The sequence below is a fragment of the Pseudomonas sp. B8(2017) genome, from assembly GCF_002113575.1.
In the GTDB taxonomy this organism is placed as follows: domain Bacteria; phylum Pseudomonadota; class Gammaproteobacteria; order Pseudomonadales; family Pseudomonadaceae; genus Aquipseudomonas; species Aquipseudomonas putida_Z.
In genome coordinates, this window is the sequence record NZ_NEIO01000001.1 from 162,285 (window position 1) to 182,111 (window position 19,827).

Sequence of the window (19,827 nt, forward strand, 5' to 3'; positions counted from 1 at the left end):
AGTTGTACGCGGGGTGGAAAACCGGTCGGAGGCAACCCGGTAGGCCATACGGCCTCCCGCGCACAGCTGCCATTGAAGACAGCACCTCAGACCAGACGGGTTTCCACACCCGATCGCTGAACCGACAGCGACCCGGCAAGCCTAGAGAGCAGGCTTTCCCCGGACAATCAGACGGGCGTCGACACGGTGCATAGGATAATTCGTCAGATGGTATGGCTGAGTAGGAAAGGGCTCGCAACGAAGTAGGACGCTGCTGATATTTTTGTGCACTGGGTCCGCTGCGCGGCCCTTCGCGGGCACGCCCGCTCCCACAGGAATAGCGCAAGCCTGGCATGCGGTGCAGTACCTGTGGGAGCGGGCGTGCCCGCGAAGGGCCGCGCAGCGGACCCAGACAATCTCACGCCAAAAATACAAAAGAGGGCCTGAGCCCTCTTCCTGAATCGATGCGCCAACCCTCAATCCGCATCCGAATCAAACAACCGCTCCAACTCCGCCCGGGCCTCTTTGGCCGTCTGCATCACCTTGGCCCGGTCATCACGCACCTGCCCCTGGGCCACCAGCACCTCTTCGTCATGCTGGGTAAAGCGCGCAATCCGGTCCGCCGCCTGCGCCTCGCTCAACCCCAACCCCACCAATGCCCGGCGGGTCATCTCCAGGCTGGAGTAGAACGTCTCGCGAATCGGCTCGGCGCCGACATCCGCCAACTTGTGCACATGCTGGCGGTTACGCGCGCGGGCCAGCACTTTCAGGTGCGGGTACAGGCGTTTCACCCGTTCCGCCGTGTGAATGGCAGCTTCCGGGTCGTCGATGGTGATGATGAAGTATTCCGCCTCGCCCACCTTGGCGGCATGCAGCACCTCGGGGCGCAGCGGGTCGCCGTAGAACACGGGTACCTGTTCGAACATACGGGTCATTTCGATGGTGTCCACCGAGGTTTCCAGGGCAATGAACGGAATCTTCTGTGCCCGCAGGATGCGCGCGACGATCTGGCCCATGCGGCCCATGCCGACAATCACCACCCGTGGCGTGTCAGCCTGGATCTGCTTGTAATGCTCCGGCACTTCACGCGCCGGTTGCGGGCGCTTGAGGGCGTGGGCGCAGCCAATCATCAGCAGCGGGGTAATGGCCATCGACAGGGTGATGGTCATCAGCAGCAGGTCGTAGGTCTGGGTGTCGAACAAGCCTTGGTCCTTGCCCAGCTTGAACACCACGAAGGCAAATTCGCCACCGGCAGCCAGCACCATGCCCAGGCGCAGGGCGCTGGCGCTGTTCAGGCCACCGGCCAGGCGCCCGACGCCGATCAGCAGTACCAGCTTCACGGCCACCAGCAGCAGGGTCAGGCCCAGCACCACCAAAGGCATTTCCAACAGCAGGCGCAGGTTGGCGCCCATGCCGACGCTGATGAAGAACAGCCCCAGCAGCAGGCCCTTGAACGGTTCGATCTGCGATTCCAGCTCGTGGCGGTATTCCGAGTCGGCCAGCAGCAGGCCGGCGAGGAAGGCACCCAGGGCCATGGAAATGCCGGCTTCTTCCATCAGCCAGGCAGTGCCGATCACAACCAGCAGCGCGGTGGCGGTGGACACTTCCGGCAGGCCGGTGCGGGCCACGGTGCGGAACACCGGGCGCAGCAGGTAGCGGCCACCGACGATGACCACGGCGATGCTGGCGAACACCTTCAGGCCATGCTCCAGGCTGTCGCCGTGGCTGGTGTCCGGGCCACTGGCGGCCAGCAGCGGAACCAATGCGATCAGTGGGATCGCGGCGATGTCCTGGAACAGCAGGATGGCGAACGCCAGGCGGCCGTGCGGGGCGTTGAGCTGCTTGCTTTCGGCCAGGCTCTGCAGGCCAAGGGCGGTGGACGACAGCGCCAGGCCCAGACCGAGCACGATGGCCGCCGGTAGCGTCTGGCTGAAGCCGAACAGGGCGATGGCGCCGATCAGCGCACCGGTCAGCAGCACCTGGGCGGTGCCGACGCCGAATACGGACTTGCGCATCAGCCACAGGCGCTTGGGCGACAGCTCAAGGCCGATGATGAACAGCAGCAGGACCACGCCCAGCTCGGAAATGTGCGCCACGCTTTCGGTGTCGCGGATCAGGCCCAGCGCCTGCGGGCCGATGATCACGCCGGCGAGCAGGTAACCGAGCACGGCCCCCAGGTGCAGGCGCTTGGCCAGGGGGACGGCGAGGACAGCGGCGAGCAGGAAGATCACCGCGGTTTGCAGAAGGCTGCCTTCGTGTGGCATTGGCTCGTACTCCATGAGCTGCCGGGGCAGCGTTAGATCAGTTTGGCGGACAATTCTGGGGGTTGAGATGGAGTCAGACAATCTGCTGTGAGGAAGACACATTGTCCTGAACCAGGTGACAGTCGTGCTGGCCTCTTCGCGGGTGAACCCGCTCCCACAGGTACAGCGGTGTCTTCAAGCCTGCGCAACACCTGTGGGAGCGGGTTCACCCGCGAAGAGGCCGGCACAGGAAATCCGCATACTCAACTGCCACCAAACTGCGCCCGATACTGCGCCGGCGTCATGCCAATCCGCTCGCAGAACACCTTGCGCAAATGCCGGTCACTGCCAAACCCGCACTGCGCCGCCACTACCTTCAACGGCAGGTCGGTGCCTTCCAGCAGCTTGCGCGCGCGGTCGATGCGTGCATTCTGCAAGTACTGCAGCGGCGTGATGCCCACCTCGCGCTGAAAGGTGCGGGCGAAGTTGCGCCCGCTCATGGCCACCAGGTCGGCCATCTTCTGCACGGTGAAGGCTTGCTCGATATGGTCGACGATATACGCCTGCACCCGGGCAATCGGCGAATCATCCCGCGGTACAGCCGCCAGCAGTGGCCCGTAGGGTGTCTGCCCGCCCTGGCGATGGCGGGCGACCAGCAGCACCTTGGCCACTTCCAGGGCCAGCGCCTTGCCGTGGTCTTCGGCCACCACCGCCAGTGCCAGGTCGATGCCAGCGGTGATCCCGCCCGAGGTAATCAGGCAGCGGTCGATCACGTAGATCTGTTCGGTCTCGACCTTCGCCTCGGGGAACGCTTGTGCCAGGCGCTCCACGTAGTTCCAGTGGGTGGTGCAGCGATAGCCGCCCAGCAGCCCGGCCCGGCCCAGCAAGAATACCCCGGTGCAGATGGCACCAAAGCGTTTGGCCTGGCGCACGGCCTGGGGCAGCCAGCGCTCGATGCCTGGCAGGGCGATGTCATAGGCCCCCGGGCCGCCTGGCACCAGCAACAGGTCGACGGCTTCCGGCAAGTCCTCCAGACGCAGGTCGGCTACCACTTTCAACCCGCAGGAGCCGCGCACCGCTGCCTGCCCTTCGGCCAGGGTCAGCAGCCGGTACTTCCGCTCGGCAGGAAGGAAGCGGTTGGCAATGGCAAACGCGTCCATGGGCCCGGTCACGTCCAGCAACAGCACATCATTGAACAGCACCATGGCCACGGTGCGGTGGGCGGGTTTTTCCTGCATGGCTCTTTTGCCTTGAATGCCGGCCGCCACTGGCGGCCTGAAGCTGAATACGAAACGCATCTTAAGGTATCGGTAAAACCGCCAGGGCCAGCAGCGCGCAATTAACAACAATTCAGGTTTGGCTCAGGACTTTGTCATGTGCCGGGGGCGAGACTTTCTGCATTGAACAGGAGAGTCGCCATGCACCCCGGGACGCCCCAAGCACCGCTGCAACCCCCCGGCGCCCTGACGCCAGCACGGTTGCGCCGGGCCAAGGAACTGATGTTGCACAGCCCGTTGTCGATCATCGAAATCGCCGGGGTATGCAACCTCACCCGCAGCCACTTCTCCCGTGCATTCAAGGTCAACACCGGTCTCTCGCCCCAGGCCTGGCGCCTGCTGGCACGCATGGAAAAGGCCAAGCGCCTGCTCGCCACCGAGGCGCCGATCACCCACGTGAGCCTGGAATGCGGCTTCTGCGACCAGGCCCATTTCACCCGTGCCTTCAGCCGCCTGGTCGGCCAGCCGCCCAAGGCCTGGCGCCAGGCGCAGGCCCATCCTTAAGCCGAACCTATCCGCCGGTATAGCCCCTTGTGGACAGTGCCGGCTCGTTTTCCCAACCCAAGGAGTCACCCCGATGAGCCAACCCGATTACAAGCGCCTGAACAAAGACGACGCCGTGGTGCTGCTGGTCGACCACCAGACCGGCCTGATTTCGCTGGTGCAGGACTTCTCGCCCAACGAGTTCAAGAACAACGTGCTGGCCCTGGGCGACCTGGCCAAGTTCTTCGGCCTGCCGACCATCCTCACCACCAGCTTCGAGCAAGGCCCGAACGGCCCGCTGGTGCCCGAGCTGAAAGAGATGTTCCCGGATGCGCCGTACATTGCCCGCCCTGGTCAGATCAACGCCTGGGACAACGAAGACTTCGTCAAGGCGATCAAGGCCACTGGCCGCAAGCAGCTGATCATCGCTGGCGTGGTGACCGATGTGTGCGTGGCGTTCCCGACCCTGTCGGCGCTGGCGGAAGGTTTTGAAGTGTTCGTGGTAACCGATGCTTCGGGCACCTTCAACGAAACCGTGCAGCAGGCGGCCTGGGTGCGCATGACCCAGGCGGGCGCACAGATGATGAACTGGTTCTCGGTGGCCTGTGAGCTGCACCGCGACTGGCGCAATGACATCGAAGGGCTGGGTAACCTGCTGTCGCAGCGCATTCCCAACTACCGCAACCTGATGAACAGCTATGCGGCCCTGAGCGCCCGTTGATGTAAACCTGTCCCGGCCCCTTCGCGGGCACGCCCGCTCCCACAGGGATAGCGCACAGCTTGAGAGCTGCACGGTTCCTGTGGGAGCGGGCGTGCCCGCGAAGAGGCCGGAACAGGCTAAGAATGATTCACAGGCAGAGTGAGGCGAACCCGACACCCCCCCAACTCTGACACCAGCGCCTGCAACTGCCCACCATGGGCCTGCACCACCGAGTTGCAGATCGCCAAGCCCATCCCCATGCCGCCGATCTTGGTGGTATGAAACGCATCGAACACTCGCTCGCGCTCATCCGCTGCAATCCCCGGCCCGTTGTCGTCCACGCAGATTTCCACCCCATCCCCGACCACCGCCGACGCAATCCGCAGCACCCCATCGCTGCGATACCCCGCCAGTGCCTCCAGGCCATTGGTAATCAGGTTGAACACCAACTGCTGCAACTGCACCGGGTCGGCCATCACGCTCACCCCCGCCTGCAAGCGCATCTGCACGTCCACCGTGCCCTTGGCGGCATCGGCCGAGGTCAGGCGCACCACTTCGCGGATCAGTTCGTCCAGCTTCACTACCTTGAACTGCATCGGCGACTGCTTTGCCAGCGAGCGCAGCGCACGCACGATGTTGGCGGCCCGTTCGCTGTCGTTGCGGATGTCTTCCAGGCCGGCAATCGCCTCTTCCAGGTCGGGCTTGGCGCGCTTCAGCCAGCGCAGGCTGGCAGCGGCGTTGGAGGCGATGCCCAGCAGCGGCTGGCTGATCTCATGGGCGATGGACGCGGACAGCTCGTTCATCACCTGCAGGTGCGCCGTGCGCGCCAACTCCGCGCGGGAGCGGCGCAACTCGGCCTCCATCTGGGCGCGGGTCTGGTTGTCTTCGGCCAGGCGTGTGTAGAACTTGGCGGTTTGCAGCGACACTGCCGCCTGCGAGGCGAGGATTTCCAGCATGGCCAGGCGCTGGCTGCCGAACAGGTTCGGTACCAGGCGGTTTTCCAGGTACACCAGGCCGATAAGCACGCCCTGGATCACCAGCGGCAGGCACAGCACCGAACGGGCCTTGCGTGCCTGCAACTGCTGGCGGAAGGCCTCGGGGCAGTCGCTCTGGGCATCGTTGAGCACCAGGGGCTTCTTGGTGCGCATGGTGGCGTTGATGATCGACAGCGGCGCCTGGGTCATGAACTTCTGGCAGTCGTCCATGCTCACGTGCAGCCCGGCGTCGTCGATGTAGGCGAGGGCCGCCATCTGGAATTCGGCACCGCTGACGATCAGCAGCGCACCGTGGTCGGCGCCGGAATGCTGGGTCAGCTGGCCCATCAGGGTTTCGATCAGGCCCTCGAGCAGCACTTCCTCGGACAGCGCCCGTGCTGCCTCGATGCCGGCTTCCAGGTCGAGCTTGGCCTGGTGGGTGGCGCGGTGGCTTTCCTGGATCGGCTGGGTGCGCAGGAACGGGTGCAAAGCCTCCAACTGGTGCACCTTGCCGGTCGCGCCCCAGATATGGAAACAGTCGCGGGCGATGCGCAGGTGCAGGTTGGCGCCAGAGATCAGGCCGCTGGGGATGCATACCTCGGCCAGCTGTTCGTGGGCCAGCGCCTGCTCGTGGATGAAACCGGCGGCGGTGGCGGCGATCTGTGCCTGGTCGAAGCAGCGGATGGCGGCCAGGCCGTCGCCTTCGAGCTTGGCGATCACGCCTTCGATCAGCAAAAGCTTGTTGCGGAAGGTGGCCGGGTTGAAGCCGGCCCAGCGGCGGAAGCGCTCGCGCAGGGCGTGTAGCTCGCGCAGCTTGTCGGCAAGGCTGCCAATGGCCTCGGGGCTGCCCAGGGCCAGGCCGCGGAACAGGTGATAGTCGGCCAGGTTGATGTGCGCCGGTACCGCCCAGGTGTTGTCGCCGGCCAGTGCCAGGTTGCGCATGGCCTGCGGGATATTGCCCAGGTAGAAGTCGCACATGCCGGCCATCAGGTACTGGAAGAACCGCGTGGTGGGCGATTTCGAGGCTGCGGCCGAGGCCGGGCAGGGCGTGCCGCTCAATTTGGCGACGAACGCTTGCTGGGCCTGCAGGATCTGCTCGATGTCGCGGTAACCGTAGTGACGCACGGTGGCCAGGCCTTGCGCCAGTTCCTCCACCACGTCCGGCAGGTAGCGGCCCATGAACAGCGAATCGGAAACCAGGTGGTTGCAGGCATAGCAGCTCATCGCCAGGTCACCGCTCACGCGCCCTGAGTCGACCGCATCCAGCGCGGTACGGCGGGCGAACTCCATGGGCGAGGTCCAGGCGCTGACCTGGTCCAGGGCCAGCAGCGCGCTGGTCAAGTCAGCGTCGAAACCGTGCCGTTCTATCAGCTTGAGCGCAGCCAGGCAGCAAGCATGGCCATCATGGTAGGCGCCGAAGCGTTCGGCAATCATCACCCCATACCAGGCCATGCCGTAGGTGCTGCCCGGGGCGACGCCGTGCAGCAGCGACAGCTCCATGAGCTTGGCCAGGTGCAGGAAGCAGATGTCGTCCTTTACAAAAAACGATGACGACAGGGTGGCCAGCAGGCTGATGGCAACCGTCACTTCCTCAGAATCGGTGCGCTGCAGCGACTCCAGGCAGTGGCGGCCTTTCTGTTCGACCAAGGCCTGTACATGGGCATGACTGGCCTCGACCTGTTGCCAGTCGACACCCCGCACCGGGCTTATACCCAGCAAGTCCAGGCCGGATATGGCGCTGTCGATGGCCGCCTGATAGTCGCCGCGCAAGGTGTACAGCAGCGCCTGCAGGCGGCACACCCGCGCCTGGTCCAACGCCGAGCGAGCGCGCTGGCGGCATTCTGTGATGCGGGCCTCGGCCGCGATCATTCGCGACAGTTGCATGTCGCACTCGGTGGCCATGCAGGCGATGGCAAAGCCATGCGTGGCGCGGCTTTCCAGCGTTGCGCCGTGGTGCAGCAACTGCTCGGCCGTGTGCAGGTAGCCAGCTGTCTGTTCGAAAGCGCCGCCGTCGCGTGCGCGTGCTGCGGCTTCGCGTAAAAGCTGCAGGAACGCTTCGCAGTCATCTGCTGCAAACCCGCATGGGTTGGCGCGTTGCAGCTGGTTGGCAAGCTCGAACAGTGCCTCGTGCAGGCGCCCCGGCCAGGCCTGGCGCATGGCCAGGGCGATATGTGCATGCAGCTGGGCACGCTCGCGCGCGGGCGTGAGAGCGTACGCGGCTTCCATCACCCGCTCATGGGCGAAGCCCAGGCCGTTCTGGCCCGATTGCAGGAAACCCGCGCCAATCAAGGCTTTCAACGGTTCGCCGGGCACTTGAGAGAGCACCTGCTGAAGCAGGCGTTCATCGCAGCGGCTGCCCGCCGCGCTGGCCACCCGCAGCAGGTCGCGCTGCGGCTCTGGCAGGCGCGCCAGGCGGTGGATCATCAGGTCGGCGACATTGTCGGAATAGCGGTGGCGGGCCACGGCCTTCAGGCACCATGACCAGCGCATGGCCTGGGTGTCGAAGGTGAACAGCTGGTCCTCGACCAGGGCCCGGAGAATCTGATTGATGAAGAACGGGTTGCCCGCCGTCTTGTCGTGCACCAGCTCGGCCACCTGCAATGCGTCCTCGGGGCCGACGTGGTAGCGCTCGCCGATCAGCTCGGTCACCGCGCCCACCGCCAGGGGCCGCAGGTTCAGCGTGGTGCTGCGCACCGCTGCAGGCAGGGCAAGGGGTGTACTGCTGGCTGGCGCATCATTGCGCCGGGCGAAGATCAGCAACAGGTTGCCGGGCGCGTGAGCCAGCAGTTGCGCCAGCAGTTGCTGGCTGGCGTCGTCGACCCACTGCAAGTCATCGAAGAACAGCACCAGCGGTTGGCCGGGGCGGCTGAACACCTGCAGGAATTCTACGATCGCCCGCAGCTCCTTCTGCAGCGCCAGGCGCGTGGGCTTGGCCGGCAACTCGGGCAAGGGGCCGAGGACCAGCTGCAGGTCTGGCGCCAGCTTGCCGAGCAGCCGGCCGTGGCCTTTGATGCGGCGCAGGATCTCGCGGCGCAGGGTGTCGAGGTCCTGGCTGTTCTTGGCCAGCAACTGGGTGGTCAGCGCGCCGAGAATTTCGACCCAGGGCGCGTAGGGCACGGCCTGGGCAACGCCGTTGCACTTGCCGGTGGCCCAGTAACCCTGGGCGTTGGCCTTGAGTGCTGCCTCGACCAGGCTCGACTTGCCCATGCCGGTAGCCCCATTGATGAACAGGGCCTGTGGCTTGCTGTCACGGCGCAGGGCCTTGAGCAGCAGGGCGATGGCCTTCTGCTCGGCGCAGCGGCCATACAGGCGTGCGCGGTCGGGCGTGACCGGGTCGGCACAGCCTGGTTCGAAGGCCTCCATGGACTTGCTGGCGGCCCACTGCCGCTGGCAATGGGCCAGGTCCACCGCCAGGGCGCGGGCACTCTGGTAGCGGGCGTCCGGCTCTTTGGCCAAAGCCTTGGCCAGGATCCGGCTGAGCGGTTGCGGCACATTGCTGTCCACTTCGCAGGCCGCTCGTGGCTGCACGCCGGCATGCAGCTGGCGCCAGTGCTGGGTGTCGCGTCCGGCCAGCGGCAATTCGCCCAGCAGTAGCTGGTAGAGGATCGCGCCAAGGGCATAGATGTCGGTGCGTCGGTCGCTGCTGCTGCCGTGCGGGCAGACCTGTTCCGGCGCCAGGTATGCCCAGTTGCCGAGCGCAGTGCCCTGTTCGCTGATCTGCTCCGCCGGGTCGGCGCGAAAGCAGCCCAGCCGCACTCGCTGGTTGGTGTGCAGGCACACATGTTCGGGCTGCAGCGCGCCGTGCAGCACATTGCGTTCGTGGGCCTGGGCCAAGGCAGTGGCCGCGTTTACCGCAATCTCGAGAAACGGCGTCAGGGCTGCTGGGCCTTCTGCGATAAGGTCGGCGATGGAGCGGCCGGCCGGGTACACCAGTAGCGGGCCTTCGGCCGAACGCACGAACGCCGAGGGGACCACCGCCCACTGCGGGTCGAGTTGCAGGCGGTAGTCACGTTCCAGGCGCTGGCAGGCGGCGGGGGCCTCGCGCGGGGCGCGCACGGCGATCCAGGCCTGGTGGGTGGCAGGGTCGCGCAGGCGGAAGTAGCTGAGCTCACCTTCCTGGCCCAACGCGCTGATGTCGCACCGGTTCAGCCAGCCCTCGTCGACGGACTGGTCGTAATCGATGGGCCTGTGGGCAAGGCGTTCATCGAGCATAAGGCACCCCTGCTAGCGACATCCTGACGCGCGAGTATACGCAGCGGGCCCAGCACGGATGCGGCCTGCAGCCTGCTTGGCAGGAACGGGCACGCTGTTGTCCGTTATCGTCCCCTGGGGGCTGGCGGGCTTTTGTATAGTCCTCAGGCCAACCTATCCCTCGGGATAATTGTCTGAAGGCGTACGCTGGCCTAGGCTGCCCGGGGCTGGGAAACGCCCATGCCCGCGCGAGGAAGCCATGATCCGAATAGGTAATGCCCAGGTGTCGCTGGAGCGGCGCGAAGCCTTTGTTGATGGCAAGCCGATCCTGTTGGGCGGGCGTGCCTTCGAGGTGCTGGCGACGCTGATCAAGGCCAAGGGCCGGGTGGTCGGCAAGGACGAGCTGTTCAGCCAGGTGTGGGCCGGCACGGTGGTCGAGGACAACAACCTGCAGGTGCAGGTGTCCTTGCTGCGCAAGGCCTTTGGCGACCGTGGCCTGATCCAGACCGTGCCGCGCCGGGGCTATCGCCTGGCCGCCGAGGTCAGCCTCGAGGTGCCTGGCGAGGCGTTGGGCAAATCGCCGCTATGCGCCGTGGCCGACACTGTCGAGTTGTTCGATGAGCACTTGAACGTGCCGGTGCTGGTGGTGGATGACGACCCGTCGGTGCGTACGGCGTTGGGCCGCCTGCTGCGCTCGCAGGACATTCCGCATCATTTGTTCGCCAGTGCCGAGGCGTTGTTCGAGGCCCGCCTGGAAACCCCCTATGCCTGCCTGTTGCTGGACATGCACCTGCCCGATACCAGTGGCCTGGAGGTACAAGACGCGCTGCGCCGGCTGGCGCTGCCCTGGCCGATCGTGTTCATGACCGGCTTCGGCACCATCCCCATGACTGTCCAGGCCATGCGTGCCGGGGCCGTGGAGTTCCTGACCAAACCGTTCGACGAAGACCAGCTGCTGACACTGCTGCAGGCGGTGCGCACGCGTGCCGTGGCCGAAGGACGCAGGTGGCACCATGCGCGGCAGGTCGAGGAAAAGTACCAGCGCCTGACCCAGCGCGAGCGCCAGGTGTTCTCGCTGGTGGTTGGCGGCCTGTCGCACAAGCAGATCGCCAAGCAGATCGGCACCAGCGAGGTGACGACCAAGGTGCACAAGAAGAACATCATGAACAAGATGCAGTCCCGCTCGCTGCTGGAGCTGGTGGCCATGCACAACGTCATCGGGGCGCAGCCTGAGGGCCTGAGCGGCGCATGAGCAGAGCGGTGTGCATCGTCGACGACGATGCGTCGGTACGCAAAAGCCTGGCCAACCTGCTGCGTTCGGCAGGTTTCGAGACCTTGTCTTTTGCTGCAGGGGACCTGTTCCTGGCCTCGGCACTGGCGCGGCAAGCGGGGTGTGTGCTGCTCGACCTGAGGATGCCTGGAATGAGCGGGCTGGCGGTGCAGCGCGAACTGGCCCGGCTGGAGTGGCGTTTGCCGGTGATCTGCATGTCGGCGCATTGGGATGAAGGGGCGGTGCGGGCGGCGATGGCGCTTGGGGCGCTGGTCTGCCTGGGCAAGCCATTTTCTGAAGAGGTGCTGCTGAAGGTGGTTGAAGATGCTTTGCTGGGCAGCCAGTGATGCCTGTGTCGGCCCTTTCGCGGGCTTGCCCGCTCCCACAGGGGCTGCACAGGCTTTGGGCCGCTTTATTCGGTGTTGGAGCAACTGTCTTGCACTGCCTGTACTGGCGTCATCGCTGGCAAGCCAGGCTCCCACAGGTACTGCACTAGGCTTTGGGCCGATGTATTCGGTGTGGGAGAAACTGTCTTGTACTGCCTGTACTGGCCTCATCGCTGGCAAGCCAGGCTCCCACAGGTACTGCACTAGGCTTTGGGCCGATGTATTCGGTGTGGGAGAAACTGTCTGGTACTGCCTGTACTGGCCTCATCGCTGGCAAGCCAGGCTCCCACAGGTACTGCACTAGGCTTTGGGCCGATGTACTCGGTGTGGGAGAAACTGTCTGGTACTGCCTGTACTGGCCTCATCGCTGGAAGCCAGGCTCCCACAGATACTGCGCTAGGCTTTGGGCCGATGTATTCGGTGTGGGAGAAACAGTCTTGCACTGCCTGTACTGGCCTCATCGCTGGCAAGCCAGGCTCCTACAGGGACTGCGCATGGCTTGAGGCCGATGCGGTCGGGGTGGGAGCTGGCTTGCCGGCGATGGGCTGCAAGGCAGCCCCGGCAATCTAACTGCTCCCCGGCCGGTACTGCAGGGCCTCGGCCAGATGCGCCCGGCCAATTGCCTGGCTACCTTCCAGATCCGCCAGGGTCCGCGCCACCTTCAGCAACCGGTGTGCCGCGCGCAACGACAGGGTCAGCCGTTCACAGGCGCCCTCCAGCCAGGCCTGGTCCGCCGCTGCCAAGCCACAATGGCGGCGCAACCCCTCAAGGTCGAGAAATGCATTCGCACACCCTTGCCGCCGCTGTTGCAGTTCACGTGCCTCGGCTACCTTGGCCGCCACATCGGCACTGGTCTCGCCGCAGGGCTGGTTGTTCAGCGTGGTGCTCTCCCGGGCCACGGTCAGGTGCAGGTCGATACGGTCCAGCAATGGCCCGGACAGCTTGTTGCGATACCGCGCGATCTGCTCGGTGCTACAGCGGCAGCGGCCAGTGGGGTCGCCCAGGTAGCCGCAAGGGCAGGGGTTCATTGCCGCCACCAGCTGGAAACGTGCGGGGAAGCGCACCTTGTCGCGGGCCCGGGCAATCACGATCTCGCCCGACTCCAGCGGTTCGCGCAACACTTCCAGCACGCGACGCTCGAATTCAGGGAGTTCATCCAGAAACAGCACGCCATGGTGGGCGAGGGTGATTTCACCCGGTTGCGGCCGGCTGCTGCCGCCGACCAGTGCCGGGCCGGAGGCGGAGTGGTGCGGATGGCGGAAGGGCCGCTGCGGCCAGCTGCTCAGTGGCGTATGGCCGCTGACCGACTGTATCGCCGCCACTTCCAGTGCTTCGTGCTCGTCCAGTGGTGGCAGCAGCCCCGGCAAGCGGCTGGCAAGCAAGGTTTTGCCGGTACCGGGAGGCCCGGTGAACAAAAGGTTGTGCGCCCCGGCCGCCGCTAGCAGCAGCGCACGCTTGGCCGCCAGTTGGCCCTGCACCTCGCTCAGGTCCGGGTACGGACGTTGCTGCAGGATCAGGCCGTTGGCGGCATACGGTGGCAACGGCACCTGGCCGTTCAGGTGGGCGACCAGTTCCAACAGGTGCCCCACTGCATACACCACCAGCCCGCCTGCCAGGCTGGCTTCCTCGGCATTCTCCCGCGGCACCACCAGCGCCCGGCCTGCTTCGCGTGCCGCCAGTGCCGCGGGCAGCACGCCCTGCACCGGGCGCAACTTGCCAGACAGCGCCAGTTCGCCCAGGCATTCGACCTCGGCAAGGGTGGCCGTTGGTACCTGGCCATCGGCGGCGAGGATGCCCAGGGCAATGGCCAGGTCATAGCGCCCGCCATCCTTGGGCAGGTCGGCGGGGGCGAGGTTCTGGGTGATGCGCCGTTGCGGATAGTTCAACCCGGAGTTGACGATGGCGCTGCGTACCCGGTCCTTGCTCTCTTTGACCGTGGTTTCCGGTAGACCGACCAGAGTGAGATGGGGCAAGCCGTTGGCCAGGTGGGTTTCGACGCTGACCGCCGGTGCCTGCACGCCCACCTGGGCGCGGCTGTGGACGAGGGCTAGGGACATGGACGCTCCGTTGTCGCTGAAGAGGGCCGCTTCCTGCGGCTTTGCAAGAATAGCGAGCACGGCCCGGGCCGGCGAAAGAAGTGTGCGTCCTGGTTTTTCAGGCAGGGGGGTTCCCCTGCATTGTCACCCCGTCGGGTTCGTGCCTGCTGTGCGCCGGAAGGGCTCAGGCGCGTACATAAACCCAGGCGGTCAGGCCCGATGCGAGCGTTACGGCCACGCGCTTGTAGTCTGCGACTTCATAGCGATCCGCCGCTGCCAGCTCTTCTTCGCTGATCTGGAAGACCATGCCGGCCACGCTGTCGTCTGCCTGGCTGCTGGGAGCGACGATAGGGTGATGGGACTTGCCGCTGGCTGCCAGCACGGCCGGGTCGGTGATCTCGACCCAGTCCTGGCGGTAGCCCAGCATACAGTCGGCTTGGCCGCTCAGTTCGCGGCCGAAGTTGGCGAGCTGCACGGCCTTGTCCTGCAAGGTGCCGTAGGAAAACAACAGTACCGGGTATGCGCTGGAGGGTTGCATTCACTCATCCTGTGGGGTCGGGTTCAGCCGGGCTTCCAGCTCGGCCACTTGTTTTTCCAAAGCCTCCAGGCGTGCGCGGGTGCGCGCCAGTACGACCATCTGGCTGTCGAATTCTTCGCGGCTGACCAGGTCCAGCTTGCTGAAGGCACCTTGCATCAGCACCTTGAACTGGCTTTCCAGTTCGGCGCGGGGCTGGGCGGTATCGCTGCTGAACAGGCGCGATGCCTGGTCGCTCAGGGCATCGAGAAGGGCTTTGGGCGCGAGCATGGGGCTGTCCACTGATACTGGGAAATGGCCGGCAGTGTAGCACGGGCGAACCTGGCCCTTGATTGCACATTGGTCCTTGTGGGAGCGGCCTTGTGTCGCGAAAGGGCTGCGCAGCAGCCCCGGGATATCGGTTGCGCAGCATGCATTGCCGGGGCCGCTGTGCGGCCCTTTCGCGACACAAGGCCGCTCCCACAAAAATCATTCGCCCTCGCCACGCGGTTGCACATTTTTCGAGCAACGCGCCAGGTCGGGATGCACCGAAATTGTGCATGTTACGCATGCTGGCGACTGGCCAATCCCGACTGATTCACATAACTCACTGTTTTCCCGTGCTTTGACGGAACTGGCAAGGTTTCTGCAAAGACCACTGCGAGCCATGCACTGATGCAGTTCCTTGTGACCAGGCAGTGCGCACGCGGAGCCGGATGCCGACGACGCGTTACAAAGCCAAGCGCTGCGCTTAGACTTGAGACGGGTTTGTTTTCCTGGGGCAAGTCCACCAAATCGGGAGAGAGTTTCATGAAGCTAGTCACAGCCATCATCAAGCCGTTCAAGCTGGACGACGTGCGCGAGTCGCTGTCGGAAATCGGCGTGCAGGGCATCACCGTCACCGAAGTCAAAGGCTTCGGTCGGCAGAAGGGCCATACCGAGCTGTATCGCGGTGCTGAATACGTGGTCGATTTTCTGCCCAAGGTGAAGATCGATGTCGCCATCGATGACAAGGACCTTGATCGGGTAATCGAAGCCATCACCAAGGCAGCCAACACCGGCAAGATCGGTGACGGCAAGATTTTCGTGGTGAATCTGGAGCAGGCGATCCGTATCCGTACCGGCGAAACCGATACCGACGCGATCTAAGCAGCAACAAAGCCTCACCAAACCCAACGCCCCAGGAGAAAACAACATGACTCTGCGTAAGATCGCAGGGCTAGGAGCCCTATTGTCCCTCGTAATGCCCGGGCTTGCCCTGGCAGAGGAAGCTGCCCCAGCGCTGAACTCCGGCGACACCGCCTGGATGCTGACCGCAACGGCGCTGGTGCTGTTCATGACCATTCCGGGCCTGGCCCTGTTCTATGGCGGCATGGTGCGATCCAAGAACGTGCTGTCGGTGATGATGCAGTGCTTTGCAATCACTGGCCTGATGAGCATTCTCTGGGTCGTCTACGGCTACAGCATGGCCTTCGATACCACCGGTATGGAAAAGGGCGTGCTCAATTTCAATTCCTTCGTCGGCGGCTTCTCCAAGGCGTTCCTCAGCGGCGTCACGCCCTCGAACCTGACCTCGGCTGCCGCGCTGTTCCCTGAAGCGGTATTCATCACCTTCCAGATGACCTTCGCCATCATCACCCCGGCGCTGATCGTCGGTGCCTTCGCCGAGCGCATGAAGTTCTCCGCGATGCTGGTGTTCATGGGCATCTGGTTCACCCTGGTCTACGCGCCGATCGCGCACATGGTCTGGAGCGGTGACGGTGCACTGATGTGGGACTGGGGCGTGCTGGACTTCGCCGGCGGCACCGTGGTGCACATCAACGCCGGTATCGCTGGCCTGGTCTGCTGCCTGGTGCTGGGCAAGCGCAAGGGCTACCCGACCACCCCGATGGCCCCGCACAACCTGGGCTACACCCTGATGGGCGCGGCCATGCTGTGGATCGGCTGGTTCGGCTTCAACGCAGGCTCTGCCGCTGCCGCCAACGGCACCGCCGGCATGGCCATGCTGGTGACCCAGATCGCCACCGCCGCCGCGGCCCTGGGCTGGATGTTCGCCGAGTGGATCGGCCACGGTAAGCCAAGCGCCCTGGGCATCGCTTCGGGTGTGGTCGCCGGCCTGGTCGCCATCACCCCGGCTGCCGGTACCGTAGGCCCGATGGGCGCCCTGGTGATCGGCCTGGTCTCGGGTGTGGTCTGCTACTTCTGCGCCACCAGCCTCAAGCGCAAGCTGGGCTATGACGACTCGCTGGATGCCTTCGGCGTGCACGGCATCGGCGGTATCATCGGCGCCATCCTCACCGGCGTGTTCGCAGCCCCGGCGCTGGGCGGCTTCGGTGCCGTCACCGACATCGGCATGCAGGTCTGGATCCAGGCCAAGGGCGTGATCTTCACCGTGGTCTACACCGCCATCGTCACTTACGTGATCCTCAAGGTGCTGGATGTGGTGATGGGCCTGCGGGTCAGCGAAGAAGAAGAGTCGGTCGGCCTCGACCTGGCTCAGCACAACGAGCGCGGCTACAACCTGTAACTGCGACGCGGTAAAAACTTGCCCGGCTTGCCGGGCATTTTTTTGCCAGATTTTTAGCATTTCCCGCACGGCAAACGGTTTATCCGACACGTTCGCGACGTAGGCGGAAATCTTACAAAACGCAGAGCATTCATGGTGCTTTGCTTTTTCTGCTGGCGCGCTAGAATGCGCGCCGAAGGGTGTTTGACGAGTAGTCCACACGCTTCGCCAGCCTTTGCTAGGCTTGCCAATAGCGTGTGGCCAGCAGGGGCTAAAGGATTTGTCAGGTCCTGCCAGGAGCAGGGCCTGCTGGGTGCCGCCTCCCATCAGGAGCGCCGACCCTAGGGCAGTGGCCTAACCCACGGCCAGTTGAATTTTCACTGGTGGCTGCCGGTCTACGGCTGCACTGGTCTATAACTAACCTGCTTTTCGCAAGTCATGAGGTAGAACATGAGCGACGACGATCTGGAAAATGATGACCTCGAAGTAGGCGACGAAGACGAGGGCGATGAAGGCCTCGAAGCGGCAGCTGATGACGGCGCCGAAGACGCTGGCGATGACGACAGCAGCCCGGCACCCGCTGCCAAGGGCAAATCCAAGGCCGCGGTCTCGGTAGACGAGATGCCGAGCATGGAAGCCAAGCAGAAGGAGCGTGACGCCCTGGCCAAGGCCATGGAAGAGTTCCTCGCTCGCGGCGGCAAGGTTCAGGAAGTCGAGGCCAATGTGGTCGCCGACCCGCCCAAGAAGCCGGACAACAAGTACGGCAGCCGCCCTATCTGAGTGGCTGATCGAAAAAAAGCCCGCCGTCGCTGCGGGCTTTTTTGTGCCTGCGGGTTATGGGTTGCCTGTGCCGGCCTCTTCGCGGGCACGCCCGCTCCCACAAGGATCGCGCAGAAGCTGAGGGGGAGGTGAACCTGTGGGAGCGGGCGTGCCCGCGAATGGGCCGCGAAGCGGCCCCTGTCAGCGCCAGCGCGCGAGGATGTCGGGCAACTGCGACAGGCGCTGGATCTCGGCGTCCGGCGCCTGTTCGCCTACCCACGCCTTGCCCTGCGGGTTGAACCACACCGCACGCAGCCCGGCGCGCTGGGCGCCGGCGATGTCATCGCCCGGGTGGTCACCGATGTGCACCGCCGCGCTGGCCTCCACGTCGCCGCGGCGCAGGGCTTCGAGGAACGGCGCCGGGTCCGGCTTGCCGATGCCGAGGTCCTCGGCACACAGGGCAAAGCGGAAATAGTCCGCCAGCCCCAGCCGGCTCACGTCGGCATTGCCGTTGGTGACCACGCCCAAGGTGTAGTGATGGCGCAGGATCTCCAGCACGGGCTGCACCTCCGGGAAGATCTCCACCTGGTGGCGGGCATGCAGGAATACTTCGAAACCTTCGTTGGCCAGCTCCTGCGCATGCTTTTCGCTGTAGCCGACTTCTTCCAGGGCATGGAACAGCACCCGTCGGCGCAGGGCGCTGATGCGGTGCTTCAGACCGGGTTCGGCCTGCACCAGGCGCTCGCGAATGGCGAACAGGTGCTCCACCGGCACGCCGCCAAGGATTGGGGCGTTGGCTTCGAGCCAGTCGCGCAGCACGACTTCCGCGCTGGCAATCACCGGCGCGGTATCCCACAGGGTGTCGTCGAGGTCGAAGGTGATCAGCTTGATGCTCATGAGTCTGTGCCTTTGCTGCGTTTGGCCCGAGGGTGGGCGCTGTCGTACACCGCGGCCAGGTGCTGGAAGTCCAGGTGGGTATAGATCTGCGTGGTGCCGATGTCGGCATGGCCGAGCATCTCTTGCACTGCGCGCAGGTCCTGGGACGATTCCAGCACGTGGCTGGCGAAGGAGTGGCGAAGCATGTGTGGGTGCAGGTGCTGGCCCAGCTCGCGCTCACCGGCTGCCTTCACCCGTTGCTGAACGGCCCGTGGGCTGATGCGGTTGCCCTGGCGGGTGATGAACACCGCGCGGTCGCGCGGGTTGCCGATGCCGCGCAGGCGGTACCAGGCCTGCAAGGCTTCGCGGGCCTTGCGGCCGACCGGCAGCACGCGAGCCTTGCCGCCCTTGCCCAGCACCTGCACCAGGCCGGCGGCGAGGTCCAGGTGATCGAGGTCGAGGTTGGTCAGCTCGGACAGGCGCAAGCCTGACGAATAGAACAGTTCGAGTATGGCCTGGTCGCGACGGGCGATGAAGTCATCGTCGACACCGCCATCGAGAAGTTGCAGGGCGCGGTCGGTGTCCAGCACCTTGGGCAGCCGGCGTTCGCCCTTGGGCGCGCTCAGGCCGCTGGCCGGGTCGTGCTGGCACAGGCCTTCGCGGTTGAGATAGCGGTACAGGCCACGCACCGCCGACAGTAGCCGGGCCAGGCTGCGCGAGGACTGGCCGTGGTGGTGCTGGCGGGCGATCAGCTGGCGCAGCTGCTGGATCTGCAGCGCCTGCCAATCGGCAATGCCGTGCTCCTTGCAGTAGGCGACCACCTTGTCCAGGTCGCGACGGTAGCCCAGCAGGGTGTGCTCGGACACCTGGCGCTCGTTGCGCAGGTGTGCGCAATAAGCCTCCAGCTGGCGTTCCATCAGCGTACCGGGCGCAGGGTCTGGGTAACGCGTGGCACAACGCGGCCAAGCACCTCGGCAATGTAGCCAAGGAACAAGGTGCCGACGCTGCTCTTGTAGTGTTGCGGGTCGCGGCTGCCGATCGCCAGCACCCCGTGCAGGCCCTGGTATTCCAGGGCAGCCACGGCGCTGGAGCCCACTTCCCGGCGCTGTTCTTCACCGAACAGGAAGGCCAGCTCGTGTTCGCGCAGGTTGCCGCTGACCGTCTTGCCGCCGCCCAGCAGGGCACCGATGGCCTGCTGCGCTTCGGCGTTGCTGACCCAGCGCCCGACCGGCGCGACGTTTTCGCCGAACAGGATCAGGCTGACGAAGGGCACCTGGAATTCCTGGCGCAGGCTGTCTTCGACCGCCATCACCACTTCTTCCAGGCTGCCGGCGTCGAGCAGGTCGAGGATCAGCCGGCGGGTCTTGTCGAACAGCCGATCGTTGTCGCGGGCCACGTCCATCAGTTGCGACAGGCGGTGGCGCATCTCGATGTTGCGGTCGCGCAGCAGCTTGAGCTGGCGCTCTACCAGCGACACGCTGTCGCCACGCTGGTGCGGGATGCGCTGTTCGATCAGCAGCTCGTCGTGCTCGGCGAAGAAGGTGGGGTGGGCGCGCAGGTACGCGACCACCGCTTCGGCATCGAGCTCGGCGGACTGCTGGGGTACAACCTGGGGCTGATCGGTCATGGCGGT

General features: G+C 65.0%; 16 protein-coding genes. 7 read left to right on the forward strand and 9 right to left on the reverse strand.

Annotated features, from left to right (window positions below; all coding sequences use genetic code 11):
- Positions 1-455: 455 nt before the first annotated feature.
- Both CAG22_RS00780 and CAG22_RS00785 read right to left on the reverse strand, forming a co-directional pair.
- Positions 456-2,243: a monovalent cation:proton antiporter-2 (CPA2) family protein gene (locus CAG22_RS00780; protein WP_025341083.1), complete on the reverse strand. Its 1,788-nt coding sequence runs from the start codon at positions 2,241-2,243 to the stop codon at positions 456-458.
- A 242-nt stretch (positions 2,244-2,485) separates the two neighbouring features.
- Positions 2,486-3,460: a GlxA family transcriptional regulator gene (locus CAG22_RS00785; protein WP_085588763.1), complete on the reverse strand. Its 975-nt coding sequence runs from the start codon at positions 3,458-3,460 to the stop codon at positions 2,486-2,488.
- A 180-nt stretch (positions 3,461-3,640) separates the two neighbouring features.
- Between CAG22_RS00785 and CAG22_RS00790 the strand changes: the two genes are divergently transcribed.
- Positions 3,641-4,003 (forward strand): helix-turn-helix domain-containing protein, encoded by a 363-nt coding sequence (locus CAG22_RS00790; protein ID WP_084785302.1) that lies wholly within the window; start codon positions 3,641-3,643, stop codon positions 4,001-4,003.
- 73 nt (positions 4,004-4,076) lie between these two features.
- A complete protein-coding gene (ycaC, locus tag CAG22_RS00795; protein ID WP_004375560.1) occupies positions 4,077-4,703 on the forward strand; it encodes an isochorismate family cysteine hydrolase YcaC in 627 nt (208 codons plus the stop codon).
- Between the two features lie 116 nt (positions 4,704-4,819).
- On the opposite strand, the gene CAG22_RS00800 is transcribed toward ycaC, so the two are convergent.
- Positions 4,820-9,868 (reverse strand): ATP-binding sensor histidine kinase, encoded by a 5,049-nt coding sequence (locus CAG22_RS00800; RefSeq protein WP_085704018.1) that lies wholly within the window; start codon positions 9,866-9,868, stop codon positions 4,820-4,822.
- Positions 9,869-10,106: 238 nt separating this feature from the next.
- Here CAG22_RS00800 and CAG22_RS00805 point away from each other — a divergent pair, with 238 nt between their 5' ends.
- Both CAG22_RS00805 and CAG22_RS00810 read left to right on the forward strand, forming a co-directional pair.
- On the forward strand, positions 10,107-11,099 hold the full coding sequence (locus CAG22_RS00805; protein ID WP_085588758.1) for a response regulator: 993 nt from the start codon (positions 10,107-10,109) through the stop codon (positions 11,097-11,099).
- Entirely contained in the window at positions 11,096-11,464 is a 369-nt protein-coding gene (locus CAG22_RS00810) for a response regulator transcription factor (protein WP_075046733.1), read from the forward strand. Before CAG22_RS00805 ends, CAG22_RS00810 begins: the two co-directional genes overlap by 4 nt.
- 605 nt (positions 11,465-12,069) lie before the next feature.
- Here the strand turns inward: CAG22_RS00810 and CAG22_RS00815 are convergent.
- From CAG22_RS00815 to CAG22_RS00825, 3 genes are all read right to left on the reverse strand, one after another.
- Positions 12,070-13,560 carry a YifB family Mg chelatase-like AAA ATPase gene (locus CAG22_RS00815; RefSeq protein WP_085592358.1) on the reverse strand — a complete coding sequence of 497 codons (1,491 nt, stop codon included), beginning with the start codon at positions 13,558-13,560 and terminating at the stop codon, positions 12,070-12,072.
- 163 nt (positions 13,561-13,723) lie between these two features.
- Positions 13,724-14,077: a gamma-glutamylcyclotransferase family protein gene (locus CAG22_RS00820; RefSeq protein WP_085592360.1), complete on the reverse strand. Its 354-nt coding sequence runs from the start codon at positions 14,075-14,077 to the stop codon at positions 13,724-13,726.
- Positions 14,078-14,344 carry an accessory factor UbiK family protein gene (locus CAG22_RS00825; protein WP_015272255.1) on the reverse strand — a complete coding sequence of 89 codons (267 nt, stop codon included), beginning with the start codon at positions 14,342-14,344 and terminating at the stop codon, positions 14,078-14,080. It abuts the gene before it with no gap.
- A gap of 519 nt (positions 14,345-14,863) precedes the next feature.
- On the opposite strand from CAG22_RS00825, the gene glnK reads away from it, so the two are divergent.
- The 3 genes from glnK to sutA all read left to right on the forward strand — a co-directional run bounded on the left by glnK (position 14,864) and on the right by sutA (position 17,339).
- Positions 14,864-15,202, forward strand: a complete 339-nt coding sequence (gene glnK, locus CAG22_RS00835) for a P-II family nitrogen regulator (protein ID WP_002555808.1) — start codon at positions 14,864-14,866, stop codon at positions 15,200-15,202.
- A 46-nt stretch (positions 15,203-15,248) separates the two neighbouring features.
- Entirely contained in the window at positions 15,249-16,580 is a 1,332-nt protein-coding gene (locus CAG22_RS00840; RefSeq protein ID WP_025341075.1) for an ammonium transporter, read from the forward strand.
- Between the two features lie 429 nt (positions 16,581-17,009).
- On the forward strand, positions 17,010-17,339 hold the full coding sequence (gene sutA / locus CAG22_RS00845; protein ID WP_013974748.1) for a transcriptional regulator SutA: 330 nt from the start codon (positions 17,010-17,012) through the stop codon (positions 17,337-17,339).
- Positions 17,340-17,519: 180 nt separating this feature from the next.
- On the opposite strand, the gene CAG22_RS00850 is transcribed toward sutA, so the two are convergent.
- Genes CAG22_RS00850 through CAG22_RS00860 form a run of 3 tightly spaced genes read right to left on the reverse strand, consistent with a single transcriptional unit; the run spans position 17,520 to position 19,821 of the window.
- On the reverse strand, positions 17,520-18,215 hold the full coding sequence (locus CAG22_RS00850; protein WP_013974747.1) for an HAD family hydrolase: 696 nt from the start codon (positions 18,213-18,215) through the stop codon (positions 17,520-17,522).
- Entirely contained in the window at positions 18,212-19,111 is a 900-nt protein-coding gene (gene xerC / locus CAG22_RS00855; RefSeq protein ID WP_013974746.1) for a tyrosine recombinase XerC, read from the reverse strand. The genes CAG22_RS00850 and xerC overlap by 4 nt, the downstream gene beginning before the upstream one ends.
- Positions 19,111-19,821: a DUF484 family protein gene (locus CAG22_RS00860; protein ID WP_015272252.1), complete on the reverse strand. Its 711-nt coding sequence runs from the start codon at positions 19,819-19,821 to the stop codon at positions 19,111-19,113. The genes xerC and CAG22_RS00860 overlap by 1 nt, the downstream gene beginning before the upstream one ends.
- Between the last annotated feature and the right edge of the window lie 6 nt (positions 19,822-19,827).